The organism is Pseudomonas sp. 1L-B-1-E-C1 (assembly GCF_057291835.1).
Genome location: NZ_JBXAWN010000006.1, coordinates 282547 through 304161 on the forward strand (window position 1 = coordinate 282547; position 21615 = coordinate 304161).

General features: G+C 58.9%; 21 protein-coding genes. 8 read left to right on the plus strand and 13 right to left on the minus strand.

The window, feature by feature from the left end:
• The first annotated feature begins 357 nt into the window (after nucleotides 1-357).
• Nucleotides 358-1191: a UTP--glucose-1-phosphate uridylyltransferase GalU gene (gene galU / locus AC0Z4S_RS13135; RefSeq protein WP_253503753.1), complete on the plus strand. Its 834-nt coding sequence runs from the start codon at nucleotides 358-360 to the stop codon at nucleotides 1189-1191.
• 31 nt (nucleotides 1192-1222) lie between these two features.
• Nucleotides 1223-1633, plus strand: coding sequence for a mannose-1-phosphate guanylyltransferase (locus tag AC0Z4S_RS13140; protein ID WP_471877538.1), 411 nt, complete (start codon nucleotides 1223-1225; stop codon nucleotides 1631-1633).
• A 101-nt stretch (nucleotides 1634-1734) separates the two neighbouring features.
• On the opposite strand, the gene AC0Z4S_RS13145 is transcribed toward AC0Z4S_RS13140, so the two are convergent.
• The 8 genes from AC0Z4S_RS13145 to AC0Z4S_RS13180 form a co-directional block, all read right to left on the minus strand.
• Nucleotides 1735-2865 (minus strand): SGNH/GDSL hydrolase family protein, encoded by a 1131-nt coding sequence (locus tag AC0Z4S_RS13145; RefSeq protein ID WP_485623318.1) that lies wholly within the window; start codon nucleotides 2863-2865, stop codon nucleotides 1735-1737.
• 193 nt (nucleotides 2866-3058) lie between these two features.
• Nucleotides 3059-4108 carry an acyltransferase family protein gene (locus tag AC0Z4S_RS13150; protein ID WP_485623319.1) on the minus strand — a complete coding sequence of 350 codons (1050 nt, stop codon included), beginning with the start codon at nucleotides 4106-4108 and terminating at the stop codon, nucleotides 3059-3061.
• A 12-nt stretch (nucleotides 4109-4120) separates the two neighbouring features.
• Nucleotides 4121-5224 (minus strand): hypothetical protein, encoded by a 1104-nt coding sequence (locus AC0Z4S_RS13155; protein WP_485623321.1) that lies wholly within the window; start codon nucleotides 5222-5224, stop codon nucleotides 4121-4123.
• Complete coding sequence (locus AC0Z4S_RS13160) at nucleotides 5215-6447, minus strand: MATE family efflux transporter (RefSeq protein ID WP_485623322.1); 1233 nt, start codon at nucleotides 6445-6447, stop codon at nucleotides 5215-5217. The genes AC0Z4S_RS13155 and AC0Z4S_RS13160 overlap by 10 nt, the downstream gene beginning before the upstream one ends.
• Complete coding sequence (locus tag AC0Z4S_RS13165; RefSeq protein WP_485623323.1) at nucleotides 6444-7556, minus strand: polysaccharide pyruvyl transferase family protein; 1113 nt, start codon at nucleotides 7554-7556, stop codon at nucleotides 6444-6446. Before AC0Z4S_RS13165 ends, AC0Z4S_RS13160 begins: the two co-directional genes overlap by 4 nt.
• Nucleotides 7557-7571: 15 nt before the next feature.
• A complete protein-coding gene (locus AC0Z4S_RS13170) occupies nucleotides 7572-8654 on the minus strand; it encodes a glycosyltransferase (RefSeq protein WP_485623324.1) in 1083 nt (360 codons plus the stop codon).
• Nucleotides 8655-8694: 40 nt separating this feature from the next.
• Nucleotides 8695-10917 (minus strand): polysaccharide biosynthesis tyrosine autokinase, encoded by a 2223-nt coding sequence (locus tag AC0Z4S_RS13175; RefSeq protein ID WP_485623325.1) that lies wholly within the window; start codon nucleotides 10915-10917, stop codon nucleotides 8695-8697.
• Between the two features lie 39 nt (nucleotides 10918-10956).
• A complete protein-coding gene (locus AC0Z4S_RS13180; protein ID WP_485623326.1) occupies nucleotides 10957-11397 on the minus strand; it encodes a low molecular weight protein-tyrosine-phosphatase in 441 nt (146 codons plus the stop codon).
• A 289-nt stretch (nucleotides 11398-11686) separates the two neighbouring features.
• Between AC0Z4S_RS13180 and AC0Z4S_RS13185 the strand changes: the two genes are divergently transcribed.
• On the plus strand, nucleotides 11687-12643 hold the full coding sequence (locus AC0Z4S_RS13185) for a glycosyl hydrolase family 5 (protein ID WP_485623327.1): 957 nt from the start codon (nucleotides 11687-11689) through the stop codon (nucleotides 12641-12643).
• A 202-nt stretch (nucleotides 12644-12845) separates the two neighbouring features.
• Entirely contained in the window at nucleotides 12846-13772 is a 927-nt protein-coding gene (tal, locus tag AC0Z4S_RS13190) for a transaldolase (protein ID WP_041477315.1), read from the plus strand.
• Nucleotides 13773-13901: 129 nt separating this feature from the next.
• On the opposite strand, the gene rssC is transcribed toward tal, so the two are convergent.
• The 3 genes from rssC to AC0Z4S_RS13205 all read right to left on the minus strand — a co-directional run bounded on the left by rssC (nucleotide 13902) and on the right by AC0Z4S_RS13205 (nucleotide 16599).
• Complete coding sequence (gene rssC / locus AC0Z4S_RS13195; protein WP_003226553.1) at nucleotides 13902-14384, minus strand: anti-sigma factor antagonist RssC; 483 nt, start codon at nucleotides 14382-14384, stop codon at nucleotides 13902-13904.
• On the minus strand, nucleotides 14381-15565 hold the full coding sequence (gene rssB, locus AC0Z4S_RS13200) for a two-component system response regulator RssB (RefSeq protein WP_212616776.1): 1185 nt from the start codon (nucleotides 15563-15565) through the stop codon (nucleotides 14381-14383). The genes rssC and rssB overlap by 4 nt, the downstream gene beginning before the upstream one ends.
• 344 nt (nucleotides 15566-15909) lie before the next feature.
• A complete protein-coding gene (locus AC0Z4S_RS13205; protein ID WP_485623329.1) occupies nucleotides 15910-16599 on the minus strand; it encodes an MlaA family lipoprotein in 690 nt (229 codons plus the stop codon).
• A 199-nt stretch (nucleotides 16600-16798) separates the two neighbouring features.
• Between AC0Z4S_RS13205 and pcrP the strand changes: the two genes are divergently transcribed.
• The gene (pcrP, locus tag AC0Z4S_RS13210) at nucleotides 16799-17419 is read left to right on the plus strand and encodes an HAD superfamily inactivated hydrolase PcrP (protein WP_485623330.1); all 621 of its coding nucleotides are present in this window, start codon (nucleotides 16799-16801) and stop codon (nucleotides 17417-17419) included.
• A 108-nt stretch (nucleotides 17420-17527) separates the two neighbouring features.
• Nucleotides 17528-17791 carry a DUF4404 family protein gene (locus AC0Z4S_RS13215; protein ID WP_485623332.1) on the plus strand — a complete coding sequence of 88 codons (264 nt, stop codon included), beginning with the start codon at nucleotides 17528-17530 and terminating at the stop codon, nucleotides 17789-17791.
• 134 nt (nucleotides 17792-17925) lie between these two features.
• On the opposite strand, the gene queF is transcribed toward AC0Z4S_RS13215, so the two are convergent.
• Complete coding sequence (gene queF / locus AC0Z4S_RS13220) at nucleotides 17926-18756, minus strand: NADPH-dependent 7-cyano-7-deazaguanine reductase QueF (protein ID WP_471877525.1); 831 nt, start codon at nucleotides 18754-18756, stop codon at nucleotides 17926-17928.
• A gap of 61 nt (nucleotides 18757-18817) precedes the next feature.
• Nucleotides 18818-19351, minus strand: coding sequence for a copper-resistant cuproprotein CopI (gene copI, locus AC0Z4S_RS13225; RefSeq protein ID WP_485623333.1), 534 nt, complete (start codon nucleotides 19349-19351; stop codon nucleotides 18818-18820).
• A 166-nt stretch (nucleotides 19352-19517) separates the two neighbouring features.
• Between copI and AC0Z4S_RS13230 the strand changes: the two genes are divergently transcribed.
• Entirely contained in the window at nucleotides 19518-20198 is a 681-nt protein-coding gene (locus AC0Z4S_RS13230) for a heavy metal response regulator transcription factor (protein WP_485623334.1), read from the plus strand.
• Nucleotides 20198-21544 (plus strand): heavy metal sensor histidine kinase, encoded by a 1347-nt coding sequence (locus AC0Z4S_RS13235; RefSeq protein ID WP_485623335.1) that lies wholly within the window; start codon nucleotides 20198-20200, stop codon nucleotides 21542-21544. Before AC0Z4S_RS13230 ends, AC0Z4S_RS13235 begins: the two co-directional genes overlap by 1 nt.
• Nucleotides 21545-21615: the final 71 nt, after the last annotated feature.

Below are 21615 nucleotides of genomic sequence, written 5' to 3' on the forward strand. Positions count from 1 at the left end.
GTAGCGTGTCAAGCCTTGACGAGTGGATATGCGGAGCAATTCACACAAACAAGGCGACAACCACCACAATCAAATTTAGTTCAACCACTGGCAATAATTATTTTTGCCGGTCAAACTATCTACAGGTACTTATTAGCACTCCCTGCGCATTTACAACTATCAACAGATACCGACTAAAAATAACTTATAGCGAAGTAGTCGACATCTCATAACATTGCCGCCTTTTAACCGCGCAACTAATTGCCATCTACAACCTGACTCGGGTATTAAAGTAAGCCTTCAATAATCATTGAAACTTGCCGCCATGCTCTGGTGCGCAACCGTCGCCTGTGTTCCATGACTGTCCAGGATACTTTTATGATTCGTAAATGTTTGTTCCCCGCTGCCGGCTACGGCACGCGTTTCTTGCCGGCGACCAAAGCCATGCCGAAAGAGATGCTGCCGATCGTCAACAAGCCGTTGATCGAATACGCCGTTGAAGAAGCACGAGACGCCGGTCTGCAACACATGGCCATCGTCACCGGCCGGGGCAAACGCGCGCTGGAAGACCACTTCGACATCAGCTACGAACTCGAGCACCAGATACGCGGCACGGAGAAAGAGAAATTCCTTGCCGGCACCCGCGAGCTGATCGACACCTGCACCTTCTCTTACACCCGTCAGGTGGAAATGAAAGGCCTGGGCCACGCGATTCTCAGCGGTCGCCCATTGATCGGCGACGAGCCGTTTGCCGTGGTGCTGGCCGACGACCTGTGCCTGAACCTCGAAGGTGACGGCGTGCTGTCGCAGATGATCGAGCTGTACAAGAAGTTTCGCTGCTCGATCGTCGCTATCCAGGAAGTGCCCGCCGATCAGACTCACAAGTACGGAGTGATCGCCGGCGAGCTGATTTCCGAAGGCATCTACCGGGTCAACAACATGGTGGAAAAACCGGCACCGCAGGATGCGCCGTCGAACCTGGCGATCATCGGGCGCTACATCCTTACGCCGGATATCTTCGACCTGATCGCCGACACCGAACCGGGCAAGGGCGGCGAAATCCAGATCACCGACGCCTTGATGAAACAGGCGCAGAACGGCTGCGTGCTGGCGTACAAATTCAAAGGCCTGCGCTTCGATTGCGGCGACGCCGAGGGTTATCTGCAGGCGACCAACTTCTGCTACGACAACGTGTACCTCAAGGGCCGCTGAGACGGCTCCCCACCACCAGAGGCAGGCAACCATGAACATTGCACAACATTCGACAGAGATTGAACGTGAGGTGGGCAACCTCGGGGTGATGAGCTGGTTGTCGCGCCATCAACCGCTGCCCAGCGCCAACGAAACCTGGCTGGGCACGATTCTGCTGGTGGAGCGGATCGGTGTGTTTCCTGCGTCCGGCGATATTCGCCGGCCGATGCGCGATCCCTATCCGCTGCTGGCGCACCTGAAAGCGCTGTATGGCGAACAGGCGCTGGAAGTGGATGACCGCGATGGCCTGAAAGTGATCTTCAGCGACTGGCGCTTTCGCGTGCGCATCTGCTGCAACGACCCGGCGATCATCATCAACGTCGAAACCCGCTGTGATGCGCGGTTGATGCCGCAGAGGCTCGCGGAGCTGCTGGATCACGTCGATCACTTCGCATCGACATGATCAACCCGTAGGAGCTGACGAGTGAAACGAGGCTGCGATCTCTTGATCTTGATCTTCATCGCGATCCGAAAAGATCGCAGCCTCGTTTCACTCGTCAGCTCCTACAACGGGGTTTTGTCGCAACGGTCGCTGGCGCCCATGATCCAGCCATAAAAATAATCGGCAATCACCTTCCCGCCCGTGGCCGGCAATGGATGAATCCTGTCCGGGCCGATCATCGCGCTGGCGTAGCGTTTGACGTCGGGGCCGAATGCGCATTGCAGGTTGGCAAACCCGAAATGCTGTTCACGCGCCCAAGGCTCGAGCACCTGCGCATAGGCCGACATCGGGTAAGCGCTGGAACGCGTGGTGTCCTGGCGCATGATCAGGTTGATGCTCGCCGCCGGCTGAATCTCGCGCAGCATACCCACCAGGCCCTGAACATTCTGCAGATACTGCGCAGGCCTGACGCCAAATCCCTGATCATTGCCGCCGAGCATGATCAGGTACACGTCGGCCGGAATCTTCGACACCACGGCTTTCCATTGCGTCTGCCACTGTGGATCGGCGTGATAGAAATCGGCCGATGCCGCACCTGACGCCGCCAGTTTCGACACCCGCACGCCCTTTTGCTCGTTGCCCAGCCACAGGCCGAACAGCGTCGGCGCGCCTTTCACCACTTCCAGTTTGAATGACCAGTCTGCGGCTGATGGAGCGCCGGGTAGCGCGACTTCCTGAACGCCCGAGCCTGCGAGCTGCAACGGTTGCCAGTCTTGCGCGGGCGACCAGCGATAGCGCAGCTCGTCGGATCCGCCGTGGCCCAGATATAACAGTTTCGCCTGAGTGACCGTGGTATCGATGCGCGGCGAAGGGCTGGCATCGACTTGCAGCCAGGCACCCGGCTTGCCGCTGATCGTGCGACTGTCCGGGCTGGCCTGGCCCAGATCGGAAACCTTCCAGTCGCCGCCGAAGTATTTGTCGCTGCTGCGGGTGTATTTGAAATGCGTGCCGCCCAGCGCCGCGCCGTGGTTGAAACCGACATAACCGGGGCCGGCAAAACCCACCTCGGCGGCCACTCGCTGCACCAGTTTGTTCAGGTAGAAATCCTGCCCGGCGGTGTAGCTGTCACCGATCACCGAAACCGCCAGCACCTTGCCGGCCTTGCCCTCGCGCCATTGCGCAAAGCGTTCGCGGGCATCCTCTACCGTGATGGCCGAGGTGGCGACTGGTTGAGGGGCGTCTACTGGCATCATTCAATATTTCCTTTGTCCGGGATGGCCCTTTCGCGAGCTGGCTCGCTCCCACAAGGATGTGTGACTTGCACGGATCCACTGTAGGAGCTGACGAGTGAAACGAGGCTGCGATCTTTTGATCTTCGCAAGCCACGACAAAAGATCAAAAGATCAAAAGATCAAAAGATCGCAGCCTCGTTTCACTCGTCAGCTCCTACAGGGATGATTGCGTGTGTACCACGGGGGTGACGGGCACCAACGGTTTCTTCTTCGCCGCGCGCTCGCCAAGGAACAATACGGAAGTGAAGTTAAACCGGCTGAACACCATCGCCAACACCACCGGTCCGAGCAATCCACAGCTCAGACCACCGAGCACCAGCAAGCTCTCATCCTTCACGCCCAAGCGCCCCAACGCAAACCTTGAGGTCGCCGCGAACAGCACATGAAACAGGAAAATCGCATAGGAATACCCGCCCAGCCAGGTCAGCGCTTTCGAGCGCATGTCACTCGACAGCAAGGCGATGCAAGACACACAGCCCACCGTCAAACCGATCACACTGCGACGATCGACAATCAGCTCACGATCGATCGCTGCGACATACAGCAACGTCAGGGAAATCAGCACAAACAGCAGCGGCCCGATTACCTTGAAGCGCTGCTTCAAAACATCGACATTTTCCTGGCCAATCATCCCCGCGACAAAAAACGGCAGCAGATAAATCGCGCCGTTGATACCGAACGCATCCAGCGACAACGGCGGCAGCAGGAACAACACCGCGGCAAACGCAAACAACCCATACAACCGCGTCGCCGAACGCAGCAGGCCGCGCCATTCCAGCAAGCCAACGAAGATGAAAATGCTGAACACCGCCTGCAAAAACCAGAAGTGATTGATCGGCACCCAGAACGACAACAGCGCATCGATTACGCCGACGTCCTTGTTCACCCCCGGCCCCACCGCTTGCAGCACCGAGAACGGCACGCCGACGCAGAACAGCGGCACGATCAGCCGGCGCACCTTGCCGGCAAAGAACGTGGAAAAGTCATTGTCGCGAATCTTGTAGATCGAATAGATGTAGCCGGAGATGAAGGTGAACAGCGGCATGCGCACGTACACCATCGAATCGGCGATGACCCGGAACGGCGAGCCGATATCGATTTTCAAACCGCCGCCCAGCGGGCCGATGACGTGATAGAGCACCAGCAGCAGGCACGCCAGGCCGCGCAGGGTTTCGATCTCCAGGGACTTTTTCTTGCTCGACATAGAGCACCTGCCTTAAGTGAGAATTCTTGATTCGACCTGCACCGGTTTGTGCGCGCGCAGCATCAAGCCCAGGCCGACGAACAGTACCGGCACGACCATCGAGAAGTGTCGGGCGAAGGAGCCGAAGTCCGGCTCGAACAAGCCTTGCACCAACAGAAACGCCAGTGGAATCGCGATCAGTTCCTTGGGTTTGGTCTGGATCGGCGCACCCTTGTAGTCGGTCGAAGTGATGACTTTGAACAACAGCAGCGCGGTCATGATCATCAGCGCAACGAAGATCACCTGCCCGGGTCCGGACAGCAGAATCAGCTCCACCGGGAACGACAGGCGGAAGAAAATGATCATCGAGTCCAGCGCCTGGGAAACGAAGTCGCTGCCGCTGAGCCACGAGACGATCAGCGACTTCGAACCCTCCTCGCCCGCCGTGCGCAATTCATTGTTGCTGGCGCGGATCGACGACACCGGAAAGCCCAGCGCCAGTTGAATGGCCATGGCCACCGCCAGATAAAACAGAAACAGCATCAGAAAGAAGGTGAAACGCGAGACGTATTTTTTCATCACGCAGACGCCGACCCACGACAGCGAAAACAGAATCCAGTACGGCCGGATCAGCACGCCGTAGATCACCGCCGAGAGAAAAAAGCCGCCGCGATATTTGCGCGTCAACGCGCTGAGCAGAATGCTCAACACCGCCACCGAGACGATGATTTCCTTGGTCAGGTTCTCGAGGAAAAACGAACGCACGATGCCCCACAGGCACAGGGTGCCGAAGATCGTCAGCGGCATGCGCCGGAACACCACCACCGGAATCGCCGTGAGGAAGAAATTGCAGAACATGCCGTAGGCCCAGGCATTGGTCAGATTGATCCCGGTGGGCCGCAGCAGGAACGCCGAACACTCATAGGACGAGCGATCCGGCGAGAACGGGTTCCAGAAATTGCAGTTGTCGGCGCGCGCATACGACGACCACAACGTCATCGCATCCGGCCCCGGATCCCGTGGCACCAGCAGCGGCATCGCCACTGACAGGAACAGCCCGGTGAACAGAATCAGAAAGGAAATCGACGAATCGAATGTGCGCCCGCGAAATTCAATGCGCGGCAGTTTCAGGCCCATGACAACGCAGCCTTTTTCGCGCGGGTGACGCGAGTCAATAACGCGATCACGCCAAGCTGCACGACAATGGCAAAGACGTTCCCCCATGCTGCGCCATAGATCGAGTAATGCTTGATCAGCACATAGCTGACCGGTACGGAAATCAGCAGGCAGATCGCCGCACTGGCCAGCGACACCCGGCTGTTTTTCGAGGCAATCAAACCGCCCCAGACGATGTCGCCAATCGCCCGCAAGGCGAAGGAAAAAATCAGCACCGCGAGGAGCGCGTTATCCGGACGCGGCACGCTGCTGGCGACGTAATCGAGCACCAGGTTGAAAAACACATAGATCGCCACGGCCACAACCGCGGAGACCAGCAGCGAACGCATCACCCATTTGTTCAAAAACAGTTGCTTGACCGTGAATGCCTGCTGATCGGCCTGAAAACGCTTGGCCAACACCGGAATGCCGACCACCGCCACCACCGCATACGACAATGCCTGCAAGGTGTTGGCCGCCGACCACGCGTAAACGTATTTACCGAGGCTGGCGTAGGGTTCCAGATCGATGATCAGAAAGCGTTCGGCGTACTGACTCAGCGCAATCAGACCGGTGCCGAGATAGAACGGCAAGCCGGCCTTCCACACCGTCGCGGTGTCCAGCACCGCTGCCTCGCGCCCCTTGTGCACGCTCACCACGATCAGGTATCCGGCGATGATCACCAGCACGTTGGCGGCGACCCACAGCCACAAGACGCTGGCGATGCCCGCGACCCAGCCGAGCATCATGCCGCCCACCGCCAACACCGCCCACAGGCCAGTCTTGATGAAAAACAGCAAGGCGCCGGCGGTGGCTTTCTGTGCGGAGAACACGAAGGAATTGATTTCGAACGACAGATGCTCGGTGAGCAAGACCAGGGTCACGCAGAGGACCAGCGTAGCGGTCGCTTCCATCGACTGAAACAGCGAATAGATCAGCACGGTCAGCACCGACAACAACAGCCCCACCGCCAGGTACAACAGCAGGACCTTGTCGACCACCCGCCGCGAACTGCCGCCGACGCTGATCAGCCGGTTGATCTCGGAACTAAACCCCACGCTGTAGAACTTCGAAGCGATCAGCGACGCCGCGACCACCACGCCGTAAAAACCCAGCGCCTCGTACCCGAGGTAATGGGTGATGGCCAACACCAGCAAGAACTTCGCGCCCAAGGCTCCGCCGCGAAGCAACAGCCGAAATATCATCGAACGACACCCTTGATGATTTCGTCCATGGCCACGGTTTTCGCTTCGATTTCGCGGCAGGTGTCGGTCAGGCGCTTGCCGAAGTTCGACAATGCATTCGGTGCGTAAACTGTATTGATGATGGTGTCGACGTCGATGTCGCCACCGTTGATCACCCAGTCCTCGACGCCCATGTCCTGATAGGCACCAAAGCCTTTGCGCTCGTAGCTGATGTGATACGCCGGCACACCGGAGAGCAGCGATTCGATGGCGCCGTGCAGACGCACCGAGATGACCAGGTCCGGCTGATATTTGGCGATGGTTGCCTTCAGCGACAGCAGGTCTTCGTTGATGCCCAGCTCACGGTAGAACGCGCCGTCATCGTTGCCACGCACCGCGCTTTGCACGGCGCAGACCACTTTGCTTTTGTTCTTCAGACGCTGCAGCAACAGTTTCAGATTGGCCACGTAAGCGACCTTCTTCTCTTTGCTCCACTCCGGCGGCTTGCGCAGCACTACGCACACGGTGGCCGGCGAGGCGGCGCAGCGGGTGAACTTAGGCTGCTGGAGAATCTTGCTTGCCAGCGACTGCACCGCCAGATCCGGCGCGCGATAGACGTTTTCGCAAGCGTCGAAAATCGCCGAGGAGCGGTTGTCGCGCACGAACACCGCATCGGCGCTGGCGTAATGCTCGACGATCTTGTTGCTCTCGCCGTGGAACGGGCCAATGCTCTGCGGCAGGTACACCGACGGCACCTTGCTGAGGATCGCCGTTTCCAGTTGCTTGGCATGGCCGAGCTTCAGCTTGATGTGCTCGAACGCGCTCTTCGAACGCATGTACCCGCCGCCGACACCAACGATCAGATCGGTCTTCTTCAGCAGATCAGCGAGCCCGGCGTAGGACTGATTGAGAAACACCGCTTGCTTGACCCGGCCCAGACCTTTGGCCGCCATCACCGGCGCATTGAAACGCGGGTGCGGCAGGTAGCTGAACGACTCGGGATCGGACGCCACGACATTGATTGCGGTGTCTTCACCGAAGTTACGCTGCACCAGAGCAATGGCCAGATCGACGAGCAGACCGTCACCGGAGTTGGACGCGCTGTAGCCATGCAAAATCGTTACGTTCATAAGCTTGAGTTCTACTTAATAAGTGGGAGCGTGATACAGGTCGTAGGTCTGGCGGATCATCAATGCGGCGCTGAAGCGTTCGCGGACGATGCTCCGGCCTTCGTTGCCGAGGTCGAGCAGGCGCGGCTTCTGGATGATCGTCAACACGTCGGCCAGCGCCTGGTGATCGCCGGACGGAAAGACGTAGCCGGACACTTCATTGGTGACCAGTTCCGGCAGCGAGGTGCAGTTGCTGGCAATCACCGGCAGCCCCATGGCCATGCCTTCCAGCGGCACCATGGCAAAGCCTTCCCAGCGACTCGGCACGATCAGCGCATCGGCCTTCTGATACAGCGCCTGCACTTCGCTCGGGGTCACCCATGGCAGGTACTCGACCGAATCCATCGGCGGGCACTCCACCGAATCCTCGTTGACCGCACTGCCGACCACGGTCAGTTTCAGGTCGTTGCGGTTGACCTTGGCGTAGGCCTTGAGCAACACGTCGAAGCCTTTCTGGTAATCCAGGCGTCCGACAAACAGCAGATGAATCGGCTCGGCGCCAGCACTCTTCGGCGCCTCGTCCTTGTGGTGAATGCCGTTGTAGATCAGCTTCATGCGCTTGCGCTCGATGCCGAAGCGCGCAGCTTTGTCGAGTTCGTACTGGCTGACGCAGATGATCACGTCGGTGACTTTCTGCAGCACACGCTCGATCCACGCGTAGACCTTCTGCTTGGTCGGCGAGCTTTCCATCAGGAACGAAAACGCGTGCGGGCAGTAGACGATTTTCGGCTTGCGCCACGGCCGCAACAGCACGCAGACACAACGGCCGATCACTCCGGAAAAAGTGCTGTGCAAATGCACGATGTCGGGTTTTTCCTTGAGCAGCACCTGGCTCAGGCGCCAGGCGAAACGCAGCAGCGATGGCACGTTGCGACCGCTGCGTGGAAAGGTGCGCACCTGCTGCGGGGCGATGCCGTGCAGCTCCTTGGCCTGATCCTCGGGAACCAGGTAGACCAGTTGATAATTCGCTGCGTCGTCTTCTGGGGATGCCGAGATCGTGCGGATCACCGTCGCCACGCCACCTTTGATCGTCTCTGCCACGTGCAGTATTTTTTTCACAGCTCACCCACTTCAAACAGGAAAGAACAATCGGCAACCATCAGGATTTGTCGGACGCATATTCGTAGTTGTAATAGCCAGTGCCGCCGTAATAGCTGGCCGCACGCTTCTCGACGCCGTTGAACACCGCGCCTTTCAACTCGATGCCGTTCTGGGCGAAGCGGCGAATGGTCAGTTCGATCTCTTTGGCCGGGTTCACGCCGAAGCGGGTAACGATCAGGCTGATGCCGGCCTCACGACCGACGATGGCGGCATCGGTCACTGCCAGCAGTGGCGGCGTGTCGATGATCACCAGGTCGTAGCGCTCGCTGAGTTGCGCCAGCAGCTCACGGAAGTTGGCGTGCATCAGCAATTCGGAAGGATTGGGCGGCACTTGCCCCCGGCTGATGAAATGCAGGTTGTCGATCTCGACGGTGTTGATCGCCTGCTCGAGAGTGCAGCGCTTGACCAGCAGGTCGGACAGACCGTTGCTGATCGGCGTGTTGAGGGTTTTGTGCAGGTGCCCTTTGCGCATGTCGGCATCGATCAGCACCACGCGCTGGCCGCTCAGGGCCATGACCGCTGCGAGGTTGGACGAGACAAAAGTCTTGCCGACCTGCGGGCTCGGTCCGGAAATCATGATGCGGTTGTTGGTCGAGTCGAGCCCGGCAAAGTGCAGGCACGTGCGCAGGCTGCGGATCGATTCGATCGACAGATCGGTCGGATTGCGCAGCGCCAGCAAGTAGGCCGGTTTATCAACGCCATCGCGGGCACGGCCCTTTTTGCTGTCCTCTTCTTCCTGCAAGGCACTGTAGGGAATCGAGGCGTAAACCGGCAGGCCCAATTGCTCGATGCCCTCCGGGCCTTCGAGGCCTCGACTGAGGGATTTGCGCAGCAACACCAGGGCCACGCCGACGAACGCACCGAGCAACGTCGCGATCAGCACGATCAGCGCTTTCTTCGGTTTGATCGGGCTGGTCAGGTCGACGTCAGCGGTGTCGATCAGGCGCACATTGCCGACCGCCCCGGCGCGGACGATGTCCAGCTCCTGGGATTTGTTCAGCAACTGCGTGTAGATCTGCGAAGCCACTTCAACGTCGCGAGTCAGGTTGAGCAATTCCTGCTGGGTGGCCGGCAGGTCCTGAACCTTGCCCTCGAGGGATTTCTGCTGCTGGGTCAACTCGCCAATCTGCGTCATCAGTGCGCGATAGGCCGGGTGCTGTTTGGTGAACTTGCGATCGAGCTCGGCCTGCTGCATTTTCAGTTCGGAAATGCGCGTTTCCAGCGCCACCGACTGGCCCAGCACCGACTGGGTTTCCAGTGAGATGTTCACGGTCTTGCCGTGGGTCTGGTAGGCATTCAAGGCATCGCTGGCCTTGGCCAGATCACGCTTGACCTGCGGCAACTGGCTTTGCAGAAACGCCAGGCTTTGCGCGGCTTCCGCCGAGGTGCGGCGCACGTTTTGCTCGACGTAGAGCGAGGCGATCTTGTTGAGGATCTTCACCGCCTCGGCCGCGTCGGAGCTGGCCAGCGCCAGACGAATGATCCCCGACTCCTTGCCTTGTTCGGAGATATCCAGCGCATCCTGATAGCCCTGAATGGTCACGATGCGTGGATTGCGCACCACCTGAAAACGCGTGCCGGGGTTGGCTGCCAGTTGAGCGATCTGCCCTTCTACACCGTCGTTGGCAAACGCTTCACCGGCCACACCTTCGGCGAGCAGATTGTCGTTCTCATCGAACAACTGGAAGCGCTGTTGCTCGCCGGCGATCAGGGTAAGTTTTTTGCCGAGCAGGTCTTTCGGCAATTCCAGCCGATTGAATTCGAGACGTTCGCCGCCCCAGGCATAACTGTTCAAACCGAAACGCGGCGGCGCGACGCTGGTCTCGCTGTCACCGCGATAGCGCCGCGAAAGGAAACCGCCGATCATTGGAAAAGTGTTGGGCGTGACGTCGATATCCAGGCGCAGGTCATCAACGGTTTTGCCGATCACCGCGCGGGACTTGATGATGCCGATTTCGGTCACAGACGGCGATTGCCCACCGAGCATGCTGTTGAGGTCGGAGAATCCGAGCATGTCGTTCTTTTTCGGCTCGACCTGCACCAGCGCGTTGGCGAGATACACCGGCGTCGCCAGTACCGCATAAGCGACGCCAGTGACCATGAAGGCACCGGTGAGCGCACCGATCAGCCACTTCTGATCGATCAGGCTGCCAAAGATGCCGAGCAGATCAATACTGTCTTGATCATTCTCGCGGGTGCCGTTTACGGACGGTAACTGCATAAGTCTGTTCTTACCATTCACTGTTCTGAAGAATATTCATCAATGCCCGAGTCGCTTTGCCCATGAACTAACAGCATCTTCAATCAATGCGTGGGCATGAATAAAAGCGGCCTTGCCTTGACGATACGGATCCTGTATTTCGCGCTCGCTCTGCCATTTTCCGAGCAGAAACACTTTGCCTCTGGCGTGCGAGGCGATCTTCAGCACTTGATTTACATGGGCCTTTTCCATGACCAGGATCAGGTCCGAGTCATTGACGATGTCCGAAGTCAGTTGCCGCGCCTTGAAGGCCTCGGCGCAATGGCCGTGCTCTTCGAGCACCTGCCGCGCCGAAGCCTCGACGCCTTCGCCCACGCGGGCGGACAGGCCGGCGGACGACACCGTGATGGCGGACGGGCCCAGCGCGTTGCGCAGCAGCAGTTCAGCCGTCGGACTTCGGCATATATTGCCCACGCAGACAACCAGGATCTTTTTGAACAAGTCTTGCTTTCCTGTGTAATATCAAACAGCCAACATGCCGCAAAAGTTAATGAACCCTCACGACTTTCCTGCACTCAGAAATAGCTTCGCCCTGTTAGTACAGGAACATTAAGTACCACAGCGTTTTAAGCCGCCCCAACCACAATTAGCGGACTAAAAATAACTGTGATTTTCAGTTGCTGTTTTCCTGACAAAAAATAACATTCACGCACTTAGTGCCATCACCGTTATCGGAAATTGAGTAACGGGATAAATATTCGTAGTTGTCATTCTCTTCAGGAGAGCAGACATGAAAACAGCACAGCGCAATAAACTCGCCGCCCTCGTACTGATGGCGATCGGTGCCACCAGTCAGGTTCATGCCAGTGAGCTGTTCCCCAACCTTCCAGCGAAAACCATCGGCGTTCAGGTGAAGATCCAGAGCTTTACCGCCGCCGATGCCGCGCAGATCAAAGCAGCAGGTTTCAGCTTTGTGCGCTTCGGCGTGTGGAGCGACAGCCTCACCGCCAAGACCTATCAGAAACAGGTCAGCGACGCCTTCGCCGCCGCTGCCTCCGCCGGGCTGCCGGTGCTGCTGACCGTGCGCGCAATCAAGGCATTGCCCGCCACTTCCCCCGCTGAACTGGACACGGCCGGCGGTAAGTTCGCCAACGTCGTAACCGGGCTGGAAAAGTCTTACAGCTCGCAACTGGTCGCGATCGAAATCTGGAACGAGCCGGATCTGGAAACCTACTGGCCGACGCGCAATTTCGACACCACGTTCGTGCCGTTCATGGCTGGCATGTGCAAGGCCTTCGAAGGCCAGCCGCAGACGACACCACGGGTCGGGTTCGGCTTCGCCCGGCCGCCAAGCGCTGGCTCGGCTTCGACGGTGGCGTTGAAAAGCATCGTCAGCGATTACCCCAAATGCCTCAACGCGGTGTCCTATCACCCTTACGGCATGACCGCTACGCAGATCAGCAACGCGCAGACGTTTATCCAGCAGAACTTCAATCTGCCGGGGGTCATCAGTGAGTGGGGAGTTTCGGCCCTCGCCTCCAACGGCGGGCCTGAGGGGCAAGCGACCAGGATCAACGCGTTCATCGCTGACGTTAAACGTCTGAATATCCCGCTGACGTCTATCTACGAATGGCGCAACAGTGATTCAGGCAGCAACGATCGCGAGAAGAACTTCGGCTTTCTCACTTCGGACGGTCAGCCAAAACCGGCACGCTTGTCGGTGGAAGGCGTGTTGAACGCTGAGTAGGCTTTGGGCAACCGGTCTGTTCACAGGTCGGTTGCTTTGAACCTGTGGGCCGTTTTGGCATCGTATTCAGCGACACCGCGCCCCACCTTTCAAACAATCGTTTTCAGGTTGTTGCCGCAGGGGCCATCGATCCACGAATGCACCCTTGAGTGCCCGTCAGCGCTCGGGTAATGTCTTCAGACCCATAGGATAGAGCACGCCCATGACTTCCAAGCTGGAACAACTCAAACAGTTCACCACCGTGGTTGCCGACACCGGCGACTTCGAAGCGATCGCCCGGGTCAAACCGGTCGACGCCACCACCAACCCTTCCCTGCTGCTCAAGGCTTCGGCCATTCACGGTTACGCCGAACTGCTGAACGATTGCGTTCGCGACTGCAAGGGCGATGTCGGCCTGGCCAGCGACCGTTTCGGCGTCGCAGTGGGCAAGGAAATTCTTAACGTGGTTCCGGGCCGCATCTCCACCGAAGTGGATGCGCGTCTGTCCTTCGACCAAGATGCGATCCTCAAGCGTGCGCATCGTCTGATCGAGCTGTACGACAAGGCCGGCGTTGGCCGCGACCGGGTGCTGATCAAGATCGCCTCGACCTGGGAAGGCATCCGCGCCGCCGAGATCCTCGAAAAGGAAGGCATCCAGACCAACCTGACGCTGCTGTTCTCTTTCGCCCAAGCCGCCGCCTGCGCCGATGCCGGCGTGTTCCTGATTTCGCCGTTCGTGGGCCGTATCTACGACTGGTACAAGAAGGCCAACGGCAACGACTACACCGGCGCCGATGATCCTGGCGTGCAGTCGGTGACGCGCATCTACAACTACTACAAGGCCAATGACTACAAGACCGTGGTCATGGGTGCCAGCTTCCGTAACATCAACCAGATCGAACAACTGGCTGGCTGTGATCGCCTGACCATCAGCCCGGAACTGCTGGAGAAGCTGGCCGCCGACACCGGCAAGCTGGAACGCAAACTGGCACCGGGCAATGCCGGTGAAGCACGCCTGAGCCTCAACGAAGCGCAGTTCCGTTGGTTGTCCAACGAAGACGCGATGGCCACCGAGAAACTGGCTGAAGGCATCCGTCAGTTCGCTCGCGACCAGGAGAAGCTGGAAGCGTTGCTGCAGGCCAAGCTGTGATTTGAGTTTGTGGCATGCAAAAAGGGCGAACCTGTGAGGGTTCGCCCTTTTTTATGGTAACTGCTGATCAAAATGTGGGAGCGAGCCTGCTCGCGAAGAGGCCGGCCCATGCATCCTCAATTCACTGGATCAATGCCGCTCCAGCGCATTGACCAGATCATGAAACGCCTCACGATTGGAATCATTCAGGCCCATGAGAATCTTGTGCGCTTCCAGCACTTTGATTCGCACCACTTCTTCCGACTGATCCTGATCCGGCAGGTCATCCAGGCACTCCGGGCACGGCACCGGGTGGTTGACGATGTTGAACACCTGCTCGAAGCCCATCGACTGCAACAGCCGGGTGATGTCTTCGTGGGTGGTGACAACCGTCGGCAACAGACCGACCTTCTGCCGCGACAGGATCGACAGTTTGGCCAGCAGGCCGAGGGTGGTGCTGTCGATGCTGCGGGTTTCGGTCAAATCGATCACGATCGCGTTGAAGTTCAGCGCGGTGAAGATTTTCTCAATAGTCGCATCCAACGCCGAACACAGGGTCAGGCGAACTTCACCGACGAACTTCAGGACGAAGGTGCCGTCCTGCTCGGCGAACTGGATTCTACCGGTACTCATTGAAGATTCCTGCTCAACACCAACAGGGCGATATCATCCGGCATCTCCCCTAGCGTGGCCAAACCAAACACTTGCCGCAGACCATCCAGGCTGCCGCCCGCTGACTTCACCCGTTCAGGCAAAGCAGCCTCTTTTTCTTTGAGCGTTGCTTCCGGCAAAAGGTCCAGAATGCCATCAGACATCAGCGTCAGGCTGAACGTCGGCGGCAGCTCAAGCACGTGGTCTTCGTAGGTGGCTTCATTGAACAGCCCCACCGGCAGACCACGGCCTTCGAGATAACGAACACTGTCAGGCGTGTACAACACAGGCAACGGCAGATGGCCGCCGATGCTATAGGTCAACAAACCGGTCTCCTCGTCGATGACTCCACCGACCATTGTGACGTGTTTACCCAGCTTACAACTGATCAGCCCCCGGTTGATATGACCGAGCACTTCCGAAGGCTTGAACTCCGGCAAGGTACCGCTGCGTTTCGACTCGAAGAGCAAACGCGTGGTCATGAACTTCAACAGCACGGTGACGAAGGCGGATGACGCGCCATGCCCGGAAACATCCGCCAGATAGAACGCGACCCGGCGCTCGTCGACGCGGAAATAGTCGACAAAATCACCCGAGAGGTACAACGACGGGATGATCTGGTGGGCAAAGTTGAATTCGTCGATGCTCCACGGGCTTTCCGGCAGCATGTTCATCTGCACCTGGCGACCGGCGTTCTGGTCTTCCTGGAGCAGGTTCAGGCTGGCTTCGAGCTCGCGGTTGGCCTTTTCCAGCTTCTCGCTGTAGCGCTGGTTTTCCAGCAGCAGCCGCGCACGATCTAGTGCCCGGCGCACGGAGTGCTCGAGCACAGCCAGATCTTCGAGAGGCTTGATCAGGTAATCCGCCGCGCCCAGGCGCAGGGCCTCGACCGCGTCGTTCATCACCCCGGCACCCGAGACCACGATCACCGGCGTATCGGGTGAGCGCTCGGTGACCTGACGGATCAGTTCGAGACCGCCCATCTGCGGCATGCGCAGATCGCAGATCACCAGATCGGGCTCGTCTTGCTCGAATACCTGAAGACCCTGTTGACCGTTGCCGGCCTGCAGGACGCTGAAACCACTGTCTTCAAGATAGGCCGCGAGGCTCGCGCGTACTACCTCGTCATCATCGATTATCAGCAGCGTGGCACTGGTTTTTGGCATGTGGGCAAACGGCGCCAGAATTAGGTTGGCGTAGTGAGCGGGGCAACGGCCCTGCGCAGACTACTGGATTCGCTTTCTAGCCTCTCTGTTGCAGCGCTTTCAAGCATTCGCCTGGCGCGCGGTTTTAAACAGAGGTGCCCTTCTAAGGCGCAGACGGTACTCCCATCCGCAGAGCGTTTCAAGCATGCGCCGATTGTCGCTTGACGACTTTGTTTGTCAAATCACCGGGAGTTATAAGAACCGCTCCAACGGTAACCCGATGGAAGGTAGCGGCAGTCGCCGGTGACGCTCTGGCGCGGACAAAAAAGGCGACCCGAGGGTCGCCTTTCTGTCGCTGGTCGAAATCAGAAATCGTCTTCGACCTGACCGTCCTTCACCTTGAACTCGCGGTTCTGCAGGTAAGCGTTGCGGATGAAGGTGTATTTGTCGCCGCTGATCAGCTTCTCGCTCGACAGCAGGCTGGCGCGGGTGTCGACGATGTTCAGGCCGAAGATCGAGTTACGTGTCGGCACGTGGTCGATGTAGCGGTACGCGCCGGTGAAGCTGTCGACATATTTCGACGGTGCGTCACGCAGGGTGCTCGGGCCCATCAGCGGCAGCATCACGTAAGGGCCGCTGCCCACGCCCCAATAACCGAGGGTCTGACCGAAGTCTTCGTCACTGCGGTTCAAACCCATCTGGGTGCCGACATCGAAAAAGCCGAGCAGACCGAAGGTGGTGTTGAAAATCAGTCGGGCGGTATCAACGCCGGCAGCAGCCGGTTTGGCCTGCAGAATGTTGTTCGCCAGGTTGGTCACGTCACCGACGTTGCGGAACATGTTGTGAATGCCGTCTTCAACGAACTGCGGAGTGATGAACTCATAACCCTGCGCCAATGGCTTCAACGCGTAAGTGTCAACGAAGTCGTTGAACTGGAAAATCGGCCGGTTGACGCTTTCCCAAGGGTCTTCTTCGGTGGCCGCCTGGGTGGCGAACGGCGCCAGCAACAGGCTGGCACAAACACTTAGCTGAGCGAGCGAAGGGCTCCAGCGCATAGAAAAACTCCTTGGATTTGATACTGGCGCGGACCTCTCGGCCCGGACATTAAGGCCGCTAGTATAAGCGTAAACGGCAATTTGGGCAGTCTGCCGCTGCAAGGATATGCAGGAAGTTTCCTACGTCGTCTTTCACAAGGCTGTCATGCAACTGTCACCCGCGCGCCATAGCCTTGAGCGTTATTTCAGGGACGTTGCCATGACTCACGCCGAAACCTTGCCCGTCGCCGCGCCCAGTCTGACTGCCGTGCTGTTCGGCCTGAGCGGTTGCCTGGTGGATTTCGGTGCCCGCGCCGCGCAACAGCTCAGCGCCCGGCCGGAACACGCCGAAACCACGCCCGGCGCGCTCGATAGCCTGAAGAGCTTGCAACGCCAGGGAATTCCCTGCGCGTGGCTCGATGAATTGCCCCCTGCCCTCGCTCAGCCACTGGCCGCCTCGCTGCCGGACTGGATCAAACCGACGCAACATTCAGCAACAATGAATCCATGGCCAGCCCCGAATGCCTGCTGGCAAGCATTGATGGATGTGAACATCGACCGCCTCGATGGCTGCGTGCTGGTCAGCGGTGAGCCGCGTCTGTTGCAGGCCGGCTTGAATGCCGGGTTATGGACCATTGGCCTGGCGTCCTGCGGCTCGCTGTGCGGCCTGAGCCCGAGCGAATGGCAGGCACTCTCACAAAAGGAGCGCGAACAGTTGCGCGGCAAGGCCACTGTGCAGTTGTTCGGTCTGGGCGTGCATTCGGTGATCGATCATCTCGGCGAACTGGACGCCTGTCTTGCCGACATCAGCTTGCGCCGCGCCAAAGGCGAAAAGCCCTGACCGACGTCATGCAGGTTTACCGAGAGTGGATTAATCTAAAGGTCAGCCATAGACCTTTGGCGCGCGGCTGCGGTCAATGCCAGTGCCTATTGATAAAAGGAAACCACCATGCCCGCCCAAGAACTGCAAAAACAGCTCGATACCCTGCGCGAGCAGCTGGAACAGAATCCACCGTTGTCGGAAGTCGAACGTGAGGATCTGCGTGCGTTGATGGCGCAGATCGAATCGGAAATCCAGCTGGAAAGTGCCACCCAGGACGCGAGCATCGCCGATGGTGTGAACCTGGCGGTCGAGCGCTTCGAAGTCGAACACCCGGCGATCGCTGGCACCCTGCGCAACATCATGAACACGCTGGGCAGCATGGGCATCTGATGCCCCCGTGCACAAAAAAGCCCTGCCAGCGATGGCAGGGCTTTTTCATTCCTACTAATTGAAAGATCGCAGCCTTCGGCAGCTCCTACATCGGATTAACTAAAGGAGCTGCCGAAGGCTGCGATCTTTTGATCTTATTGACGCACCAGACGATGGTTCGGCAGCTGCAATTCCTCAGTGCTGCGATACGGGTTGATATCCAGCCCACCGCGCCGCACATATCGCGCAAACACAGTCAGTTTCTCCGGCTTCAACAACCGCTGCAGATCAAGAAAAATCCGCTCCACGCACTGCTCATGGAAGTCCGAATGCTGGCGGAAACTGACGATGTATTCCAACAGGCTGGCGTGATCCAGCGCTGCGCCGCGATATTCCACTACCACGCTGCCCCAGTCCGGCTGGCTGGTCACCGGGCAGTTGGATTTGAGCAGATGGCTGTGCACGCTCTCTTCAACGATTCGCGAATCGTCGCAACGCAGCAATTCCGGGCGCGGATGTTCGTAGTTGCTGACACTGATATCCAGATCGTCGATGCACACGCCCGGCAGTGCCACGACGCCTTCAGCCTCAACGTCCTTCAAACTGCGAACCCGCACGCCCACCGGTTTGCCGGCGGCGGCAGACAAATCCTTGACCAGCGTCGCCTCCAGCGTGGCGACGTCGGCGAACGGCGTCTGGTTCAGCGAGTTGAGGTACAGCTTGAACGACTTCGATTCGATGATGTTCGGCGAGTCCGCCGGGATGCTGAATTCAGCGATCGCCACCACCGGTTTGCCCGACGGCAGCAGCCACGACAGCTCGAAGCAGTTCCAGAAATCCACACCTTTGTACGGCAGGGTTTCGGCGGTCAGGCCCAGCTCGGCCCATTTCGCGGTGCGCGGAATCGGGAACAGCAGGGACGGCGTATAAGTGGCGATGTATTCGCTGGATTTGCCCAGCGGCGAATGTTCGGCTGCGGGATGCATGGCGGAAACCTGACTGAAGAATCAGCGGATTCTACCAGCCTTTGCCCGCGCCTTTGAGTGCTTACTGACTGACAGTCAGTTTGCCGACCATGCCCGCCTGGTAATGCCCGGGAATATTGCAGGCAAACTCAAGGTTCGTGGCCTTGCTGAAAGTCCAGGTCAACTCAGCGGTTTTACCCGGTTCGACCAATACGCTGTTGGGGTCGTCATGCTGCATGCCATGGCCCATCGCCGCGTGATCCATGCCCGCCGTGTCGTGGGACATTTCTTTTATCCCTGTCGGCGTGAGCATGCCGCTCTGCTGCATCTGCAACATTTCCTGCTGGTGACTGGCATGCATCGCCGCATCACCAAGGTTGAATTCGTGCAGCAACTGGCCTTTATTCACCAGCACAAAGCGAACCGTCTCACCGGCCTTGACCTGTATGATTTTCGGATCGAAGTTCATGTCGCCCATGACGATTTCGATACTGCGCGTGGCCTGGCTCGCCGCTGCCGGCTGGCCGAACGCGTAGCTGTGCGCTGGTGTCGCCCAGGCTGGCGAAGTCAATGCCAGCAGACAAGCCGCTACTGTAATGGGTGTGCGAAAAAACATGGTCACGCTCCGACAAGAGAAGGTTCAGCCTGTGGGAAACTCTAACCACTGTGCGCTGGCATCGACCTGACAGGCAGATTACAACTTTGTCAGCTTGGCGCTTATCGCCGGATCTCACGGTATAACGCCCTCGCCCTTTTTCATCCCGAACCAGCCCGAGTCGCCCATGAAACTGTTGATCGTCGAAGACCAAGCGAAAACCGGCCAGTACCTGCGTCAGGGCCTGACCGAGGCCGGGTTCAATACCGAACTGGTGGCCGATGGCATCAGCGGCCAGCAATTGGCCTTGAGCGGTGACTACGCGCTGTTGATCCTCGATGTAATGCTGCCCGGGCGCAGTGGCTGGCAGATTCTGCAAGCGGTGCGCAACGCCGGCCTCGACACGCCGGTACTTTTTCTTACCGCCAAAGACGCCGTAGAGGACAGGGTTCACGGCCTCGAACTGGGCGCCGACGATTATCTGGTCAAGCCATTCGCCTTCTCCGAATTGCTCGCCCGGGTGCGCAGCCTGTTGCGACGCGGCAGCGCAATCGCCCAGGAAACCAGCCTGCAATTGGCCGATCTGCGCCTGGATCTGATCCGCCGCCGGGTCGAACGCAGCGGCCAGCGCATCGACCTGACCGCCAAGGAGTTCGCCCTGCTGGAAATGCTCCTGCGTCGGCAAGGTGAAGTGTTGCCGAAGTCGCTGATTGCCTCGCAGGTGTGGGACATGAATTTCGACAGCGACACCAACGTCATCGAAGTGGCGATCCGCCGCTTGCGCCTGAAGATCGACGATGACTTCCCCAACAAGTTGATCCACACCGTGCGCGGCATGGGTTACGTGCTCGAAGAGCGTGCGCTGTGATGCCTCGGTTGTCCTTGAGCACGCGCCTGGCCCTGCTGTTTGCCGCCTGCACCGCGGTGGTCTCGCTATTCGCCGGGGTGCTGTTCAATCGCGCCAGCGAGGCGCACTTCATCGAACTCGATCAGCAACAACTGGAGGCTAAACTGATCGGCCTGCGCCGCGCCTTGCAGGATCTGCAGCCTGCCCAGCGCGAAGCGCGCCTGGCCGATGAACTCAGCCGTCAGGCCGACCTGTCGTTGCGCATCACCAGTGGCGACGGTCAGCACTGGTACGACAGTTCACTGCAGATTCCGAAGATTCTTCCGCTGCAAACAGGCCTGTCGACCATCAGCGATGACGGCACCGAGTACCGCGTACTGCGCGCCCCGCTCTACCCGGACACAGCGGATTCGCCGCAACTGACTCTGCTGCTGGACATCACTCACCACCAGCATTTCCTTGCGCGCATGCAACATCTGATCTGGCTGACCGTCAGCCTGTCAGCGCTGGCCACTGCCCTGCTCGGGGCCTGGGCCGCGCGCAGCGGTCTGCGCCCGTTGCGTCGCATGAGCGCGGTGGCCTGTGGGATTTCTGCGCGATCGCTGAATGCCCGACTGCCGGAAGAGAAAATGCCGCCAGAGCTTGCGGAAATGGCCCACAGCTTCAACGCCATGCTCGCACGCCTCGACGACTCCTTTCAGCGCCTCTCCGCGTTTTCCGCCGACATCGCCCATGAGTTGCGCACGCCGCTGTCGAATCTGCTGACCCACACCCAGGTCACCCTCACCCGTCCGCGGGCACTGGAGGATTACCGCGAAGCGCTGCACAGCAACCTCGAAGAGCTGCAATGGATGGCGCAACTGGTCAACGACATGCTCTATCTGGCCAAGGCTGACCACGGCTTGCTGATGCCCAAGCGCGAACCGCTGGAGTTGGCGGATGAGGCCGACATGCTGCTGGAGTTTTTTGCACCATTGGCGGAAGACGCTGGCGTGAGTATGAGCCGTGAAGGTGAGGCGCAAATCGAAGGTGATCGCGGCATGTTGCGCCGGGCCTTGCCGAATCTGCTGGATAACGCGCTACGGTTCACCCCGGCCGAGGGATACGTTCGCTTGAGCATCGTCGACGAGGGGGAAACCGTGCGCGTCTGCGTCGAGAACAGTGGCGAGGGTATTTCCGCGCAATTACTGCCACGTCTGTTCGACCGCTTCTATCGAGCGGATCCGGCGCGGCAGGAAGGCAGCAGTGAGCATGCGGGGTTGGGTTTGGCGATCACCCAGTCGATCGTGCGGGCACATGGCGGGACGATTCATTGCGAATCGGGGGCGGGGTTTACTCGGTTTGTGATTGAACTGCCTAAAACCTGAGGTCAGCAGTACCGACCCCTTCGCGAGCAGGCTCGCTCCCACAGTTGGAATGTTTTCCCCTGTGGGAGCGA

Coding starts and splice junctions, on each gene's coding strand:
- galU (WP_253503753.1), top strand. CDS start 358: ATGATTCGTAAATGTTTGTTCCCCGCTGCCGGCTACGGCACGCGTTTC.
- AC0Z4S_RS13140 (WP_471877538.1), top strand. CDS start 1,223: ATGAACATTGCACAACATTCGACAGAGATTGAACGTGAGGTGGGCAAC.
- AC0Z4S_RS13145 (WP_485623318.1), bottom strand. CDS start 2,865: ATGATGCCAGTAGACGCCCCTCAACCAGTCGCCACCTCGGCCATCACG.
- AC0Z4S_RS13150 (WP_485623319.1), bottom strand. CDS start 4,108: ATGTCGAGCAAGAAAAAGTCCCTGGAGATCGAAACCCTGCGCGGCCTG.
- AC0Z4S_RS13155 (WP_485623321.1), bottom strand. CDS start 5,224: ATGGGCCTGAAACTGCCGCGCATTGAATTTCGCGGGCGCACATTCGAT.
- AC0Z4S_RS13160 (WP_485623322.1), bottom strand. CDS start 6,447: ATGATATTTCGGCTGTTGCTTCGCGGCGGAGCCTTGGGCGCGAAGTTC.
- AC0Z4S_RS13165 (WP_485623323.1), bottom strand. CDS start 7,556: ATGAACGTAACGATTTTGCATGGCTACAGCGCGTCCAACTCCGGTGAC.
- AC0Z4S_RS13175 (WP_485623325.1), bottom strand. CDS start 10,917: ATGCAGTTACCGTCCGTAAACGGCACCCGCGAGAATGATCAAGACAGT.
- AC0Z4S_RS13185 (WP_485623327.1), top strand. CDS start 11,687: ATGAAAACAGCACAGCGCAATAAACTCGCCGCCCTCGTACTGATGGCG.
- tal (WP_041477315.1), top strand. CDS start 12,846: ATGACTTCCAAGCTGGAACAACTCAAACAGTTCACCACCGTGGTTGCC.
- rssC (WP_003226553.1), bottom strand. CDS start 14,384: ATGAGTACCGGTAGAATCCAGTTCGCCGAGCAGGACGGCACCTTCGTC.
- rssB (WP_212616776.1), bottom strand. CDS start 15,565: ATGCCAAAAACCAGTGCCACGCTGCTGATAATCGATGATGACGAGGTA.
- AC0Z4S_RS13205 (WP_485623329.1), bottom strand. CDS start 16,599: ATGCGCTGGAGCCCTTCGCTCGCTCAGCTAAGTGTTTGTGCCAGCCTG.
- pcrP (WP_485623330.1), top strand. CDS start 16,799: ATGACTCACGCCGAAACCTTGCCCGTCGCCGCGCCCAGTCTGACTGCC.
- AC0Z4S_RS13215 (WP_485623332.1), top strand. CDS start 17,528: ATGCCCGCCCAAGAACTGCAAAAACAGCTCGATACCCTGCGCGAGCAG.
- queF (WP_471877525.1), bottom strand. CDS start 18,756: ATGCATCCCGCAGCCGAACATTCGCCGCTGGGCAAATCCAGCGAATAC.
- copI (WP_485623333.1), bottom strand. CDS start 19,351: ATGTTTTTTCGCACACCCATTACAGTAGCGGCTTGTCTGCTGGCATTG.
- AC0Z4S_RS13230 (WP_485623334.1), top strand. CDS start 19,518: ATGAAACTGTTGATCGTCGAAGACCAAGCGAAAACCGGCCAGTACCTG.
- AC0Z4S_RS13235 (WP_485623335.1), top strand. CDS start 20,198: ATGCCTCGGTTGTCCTTGAGCACGCGCCTGGCCCTGCTGTTTGCCGCC.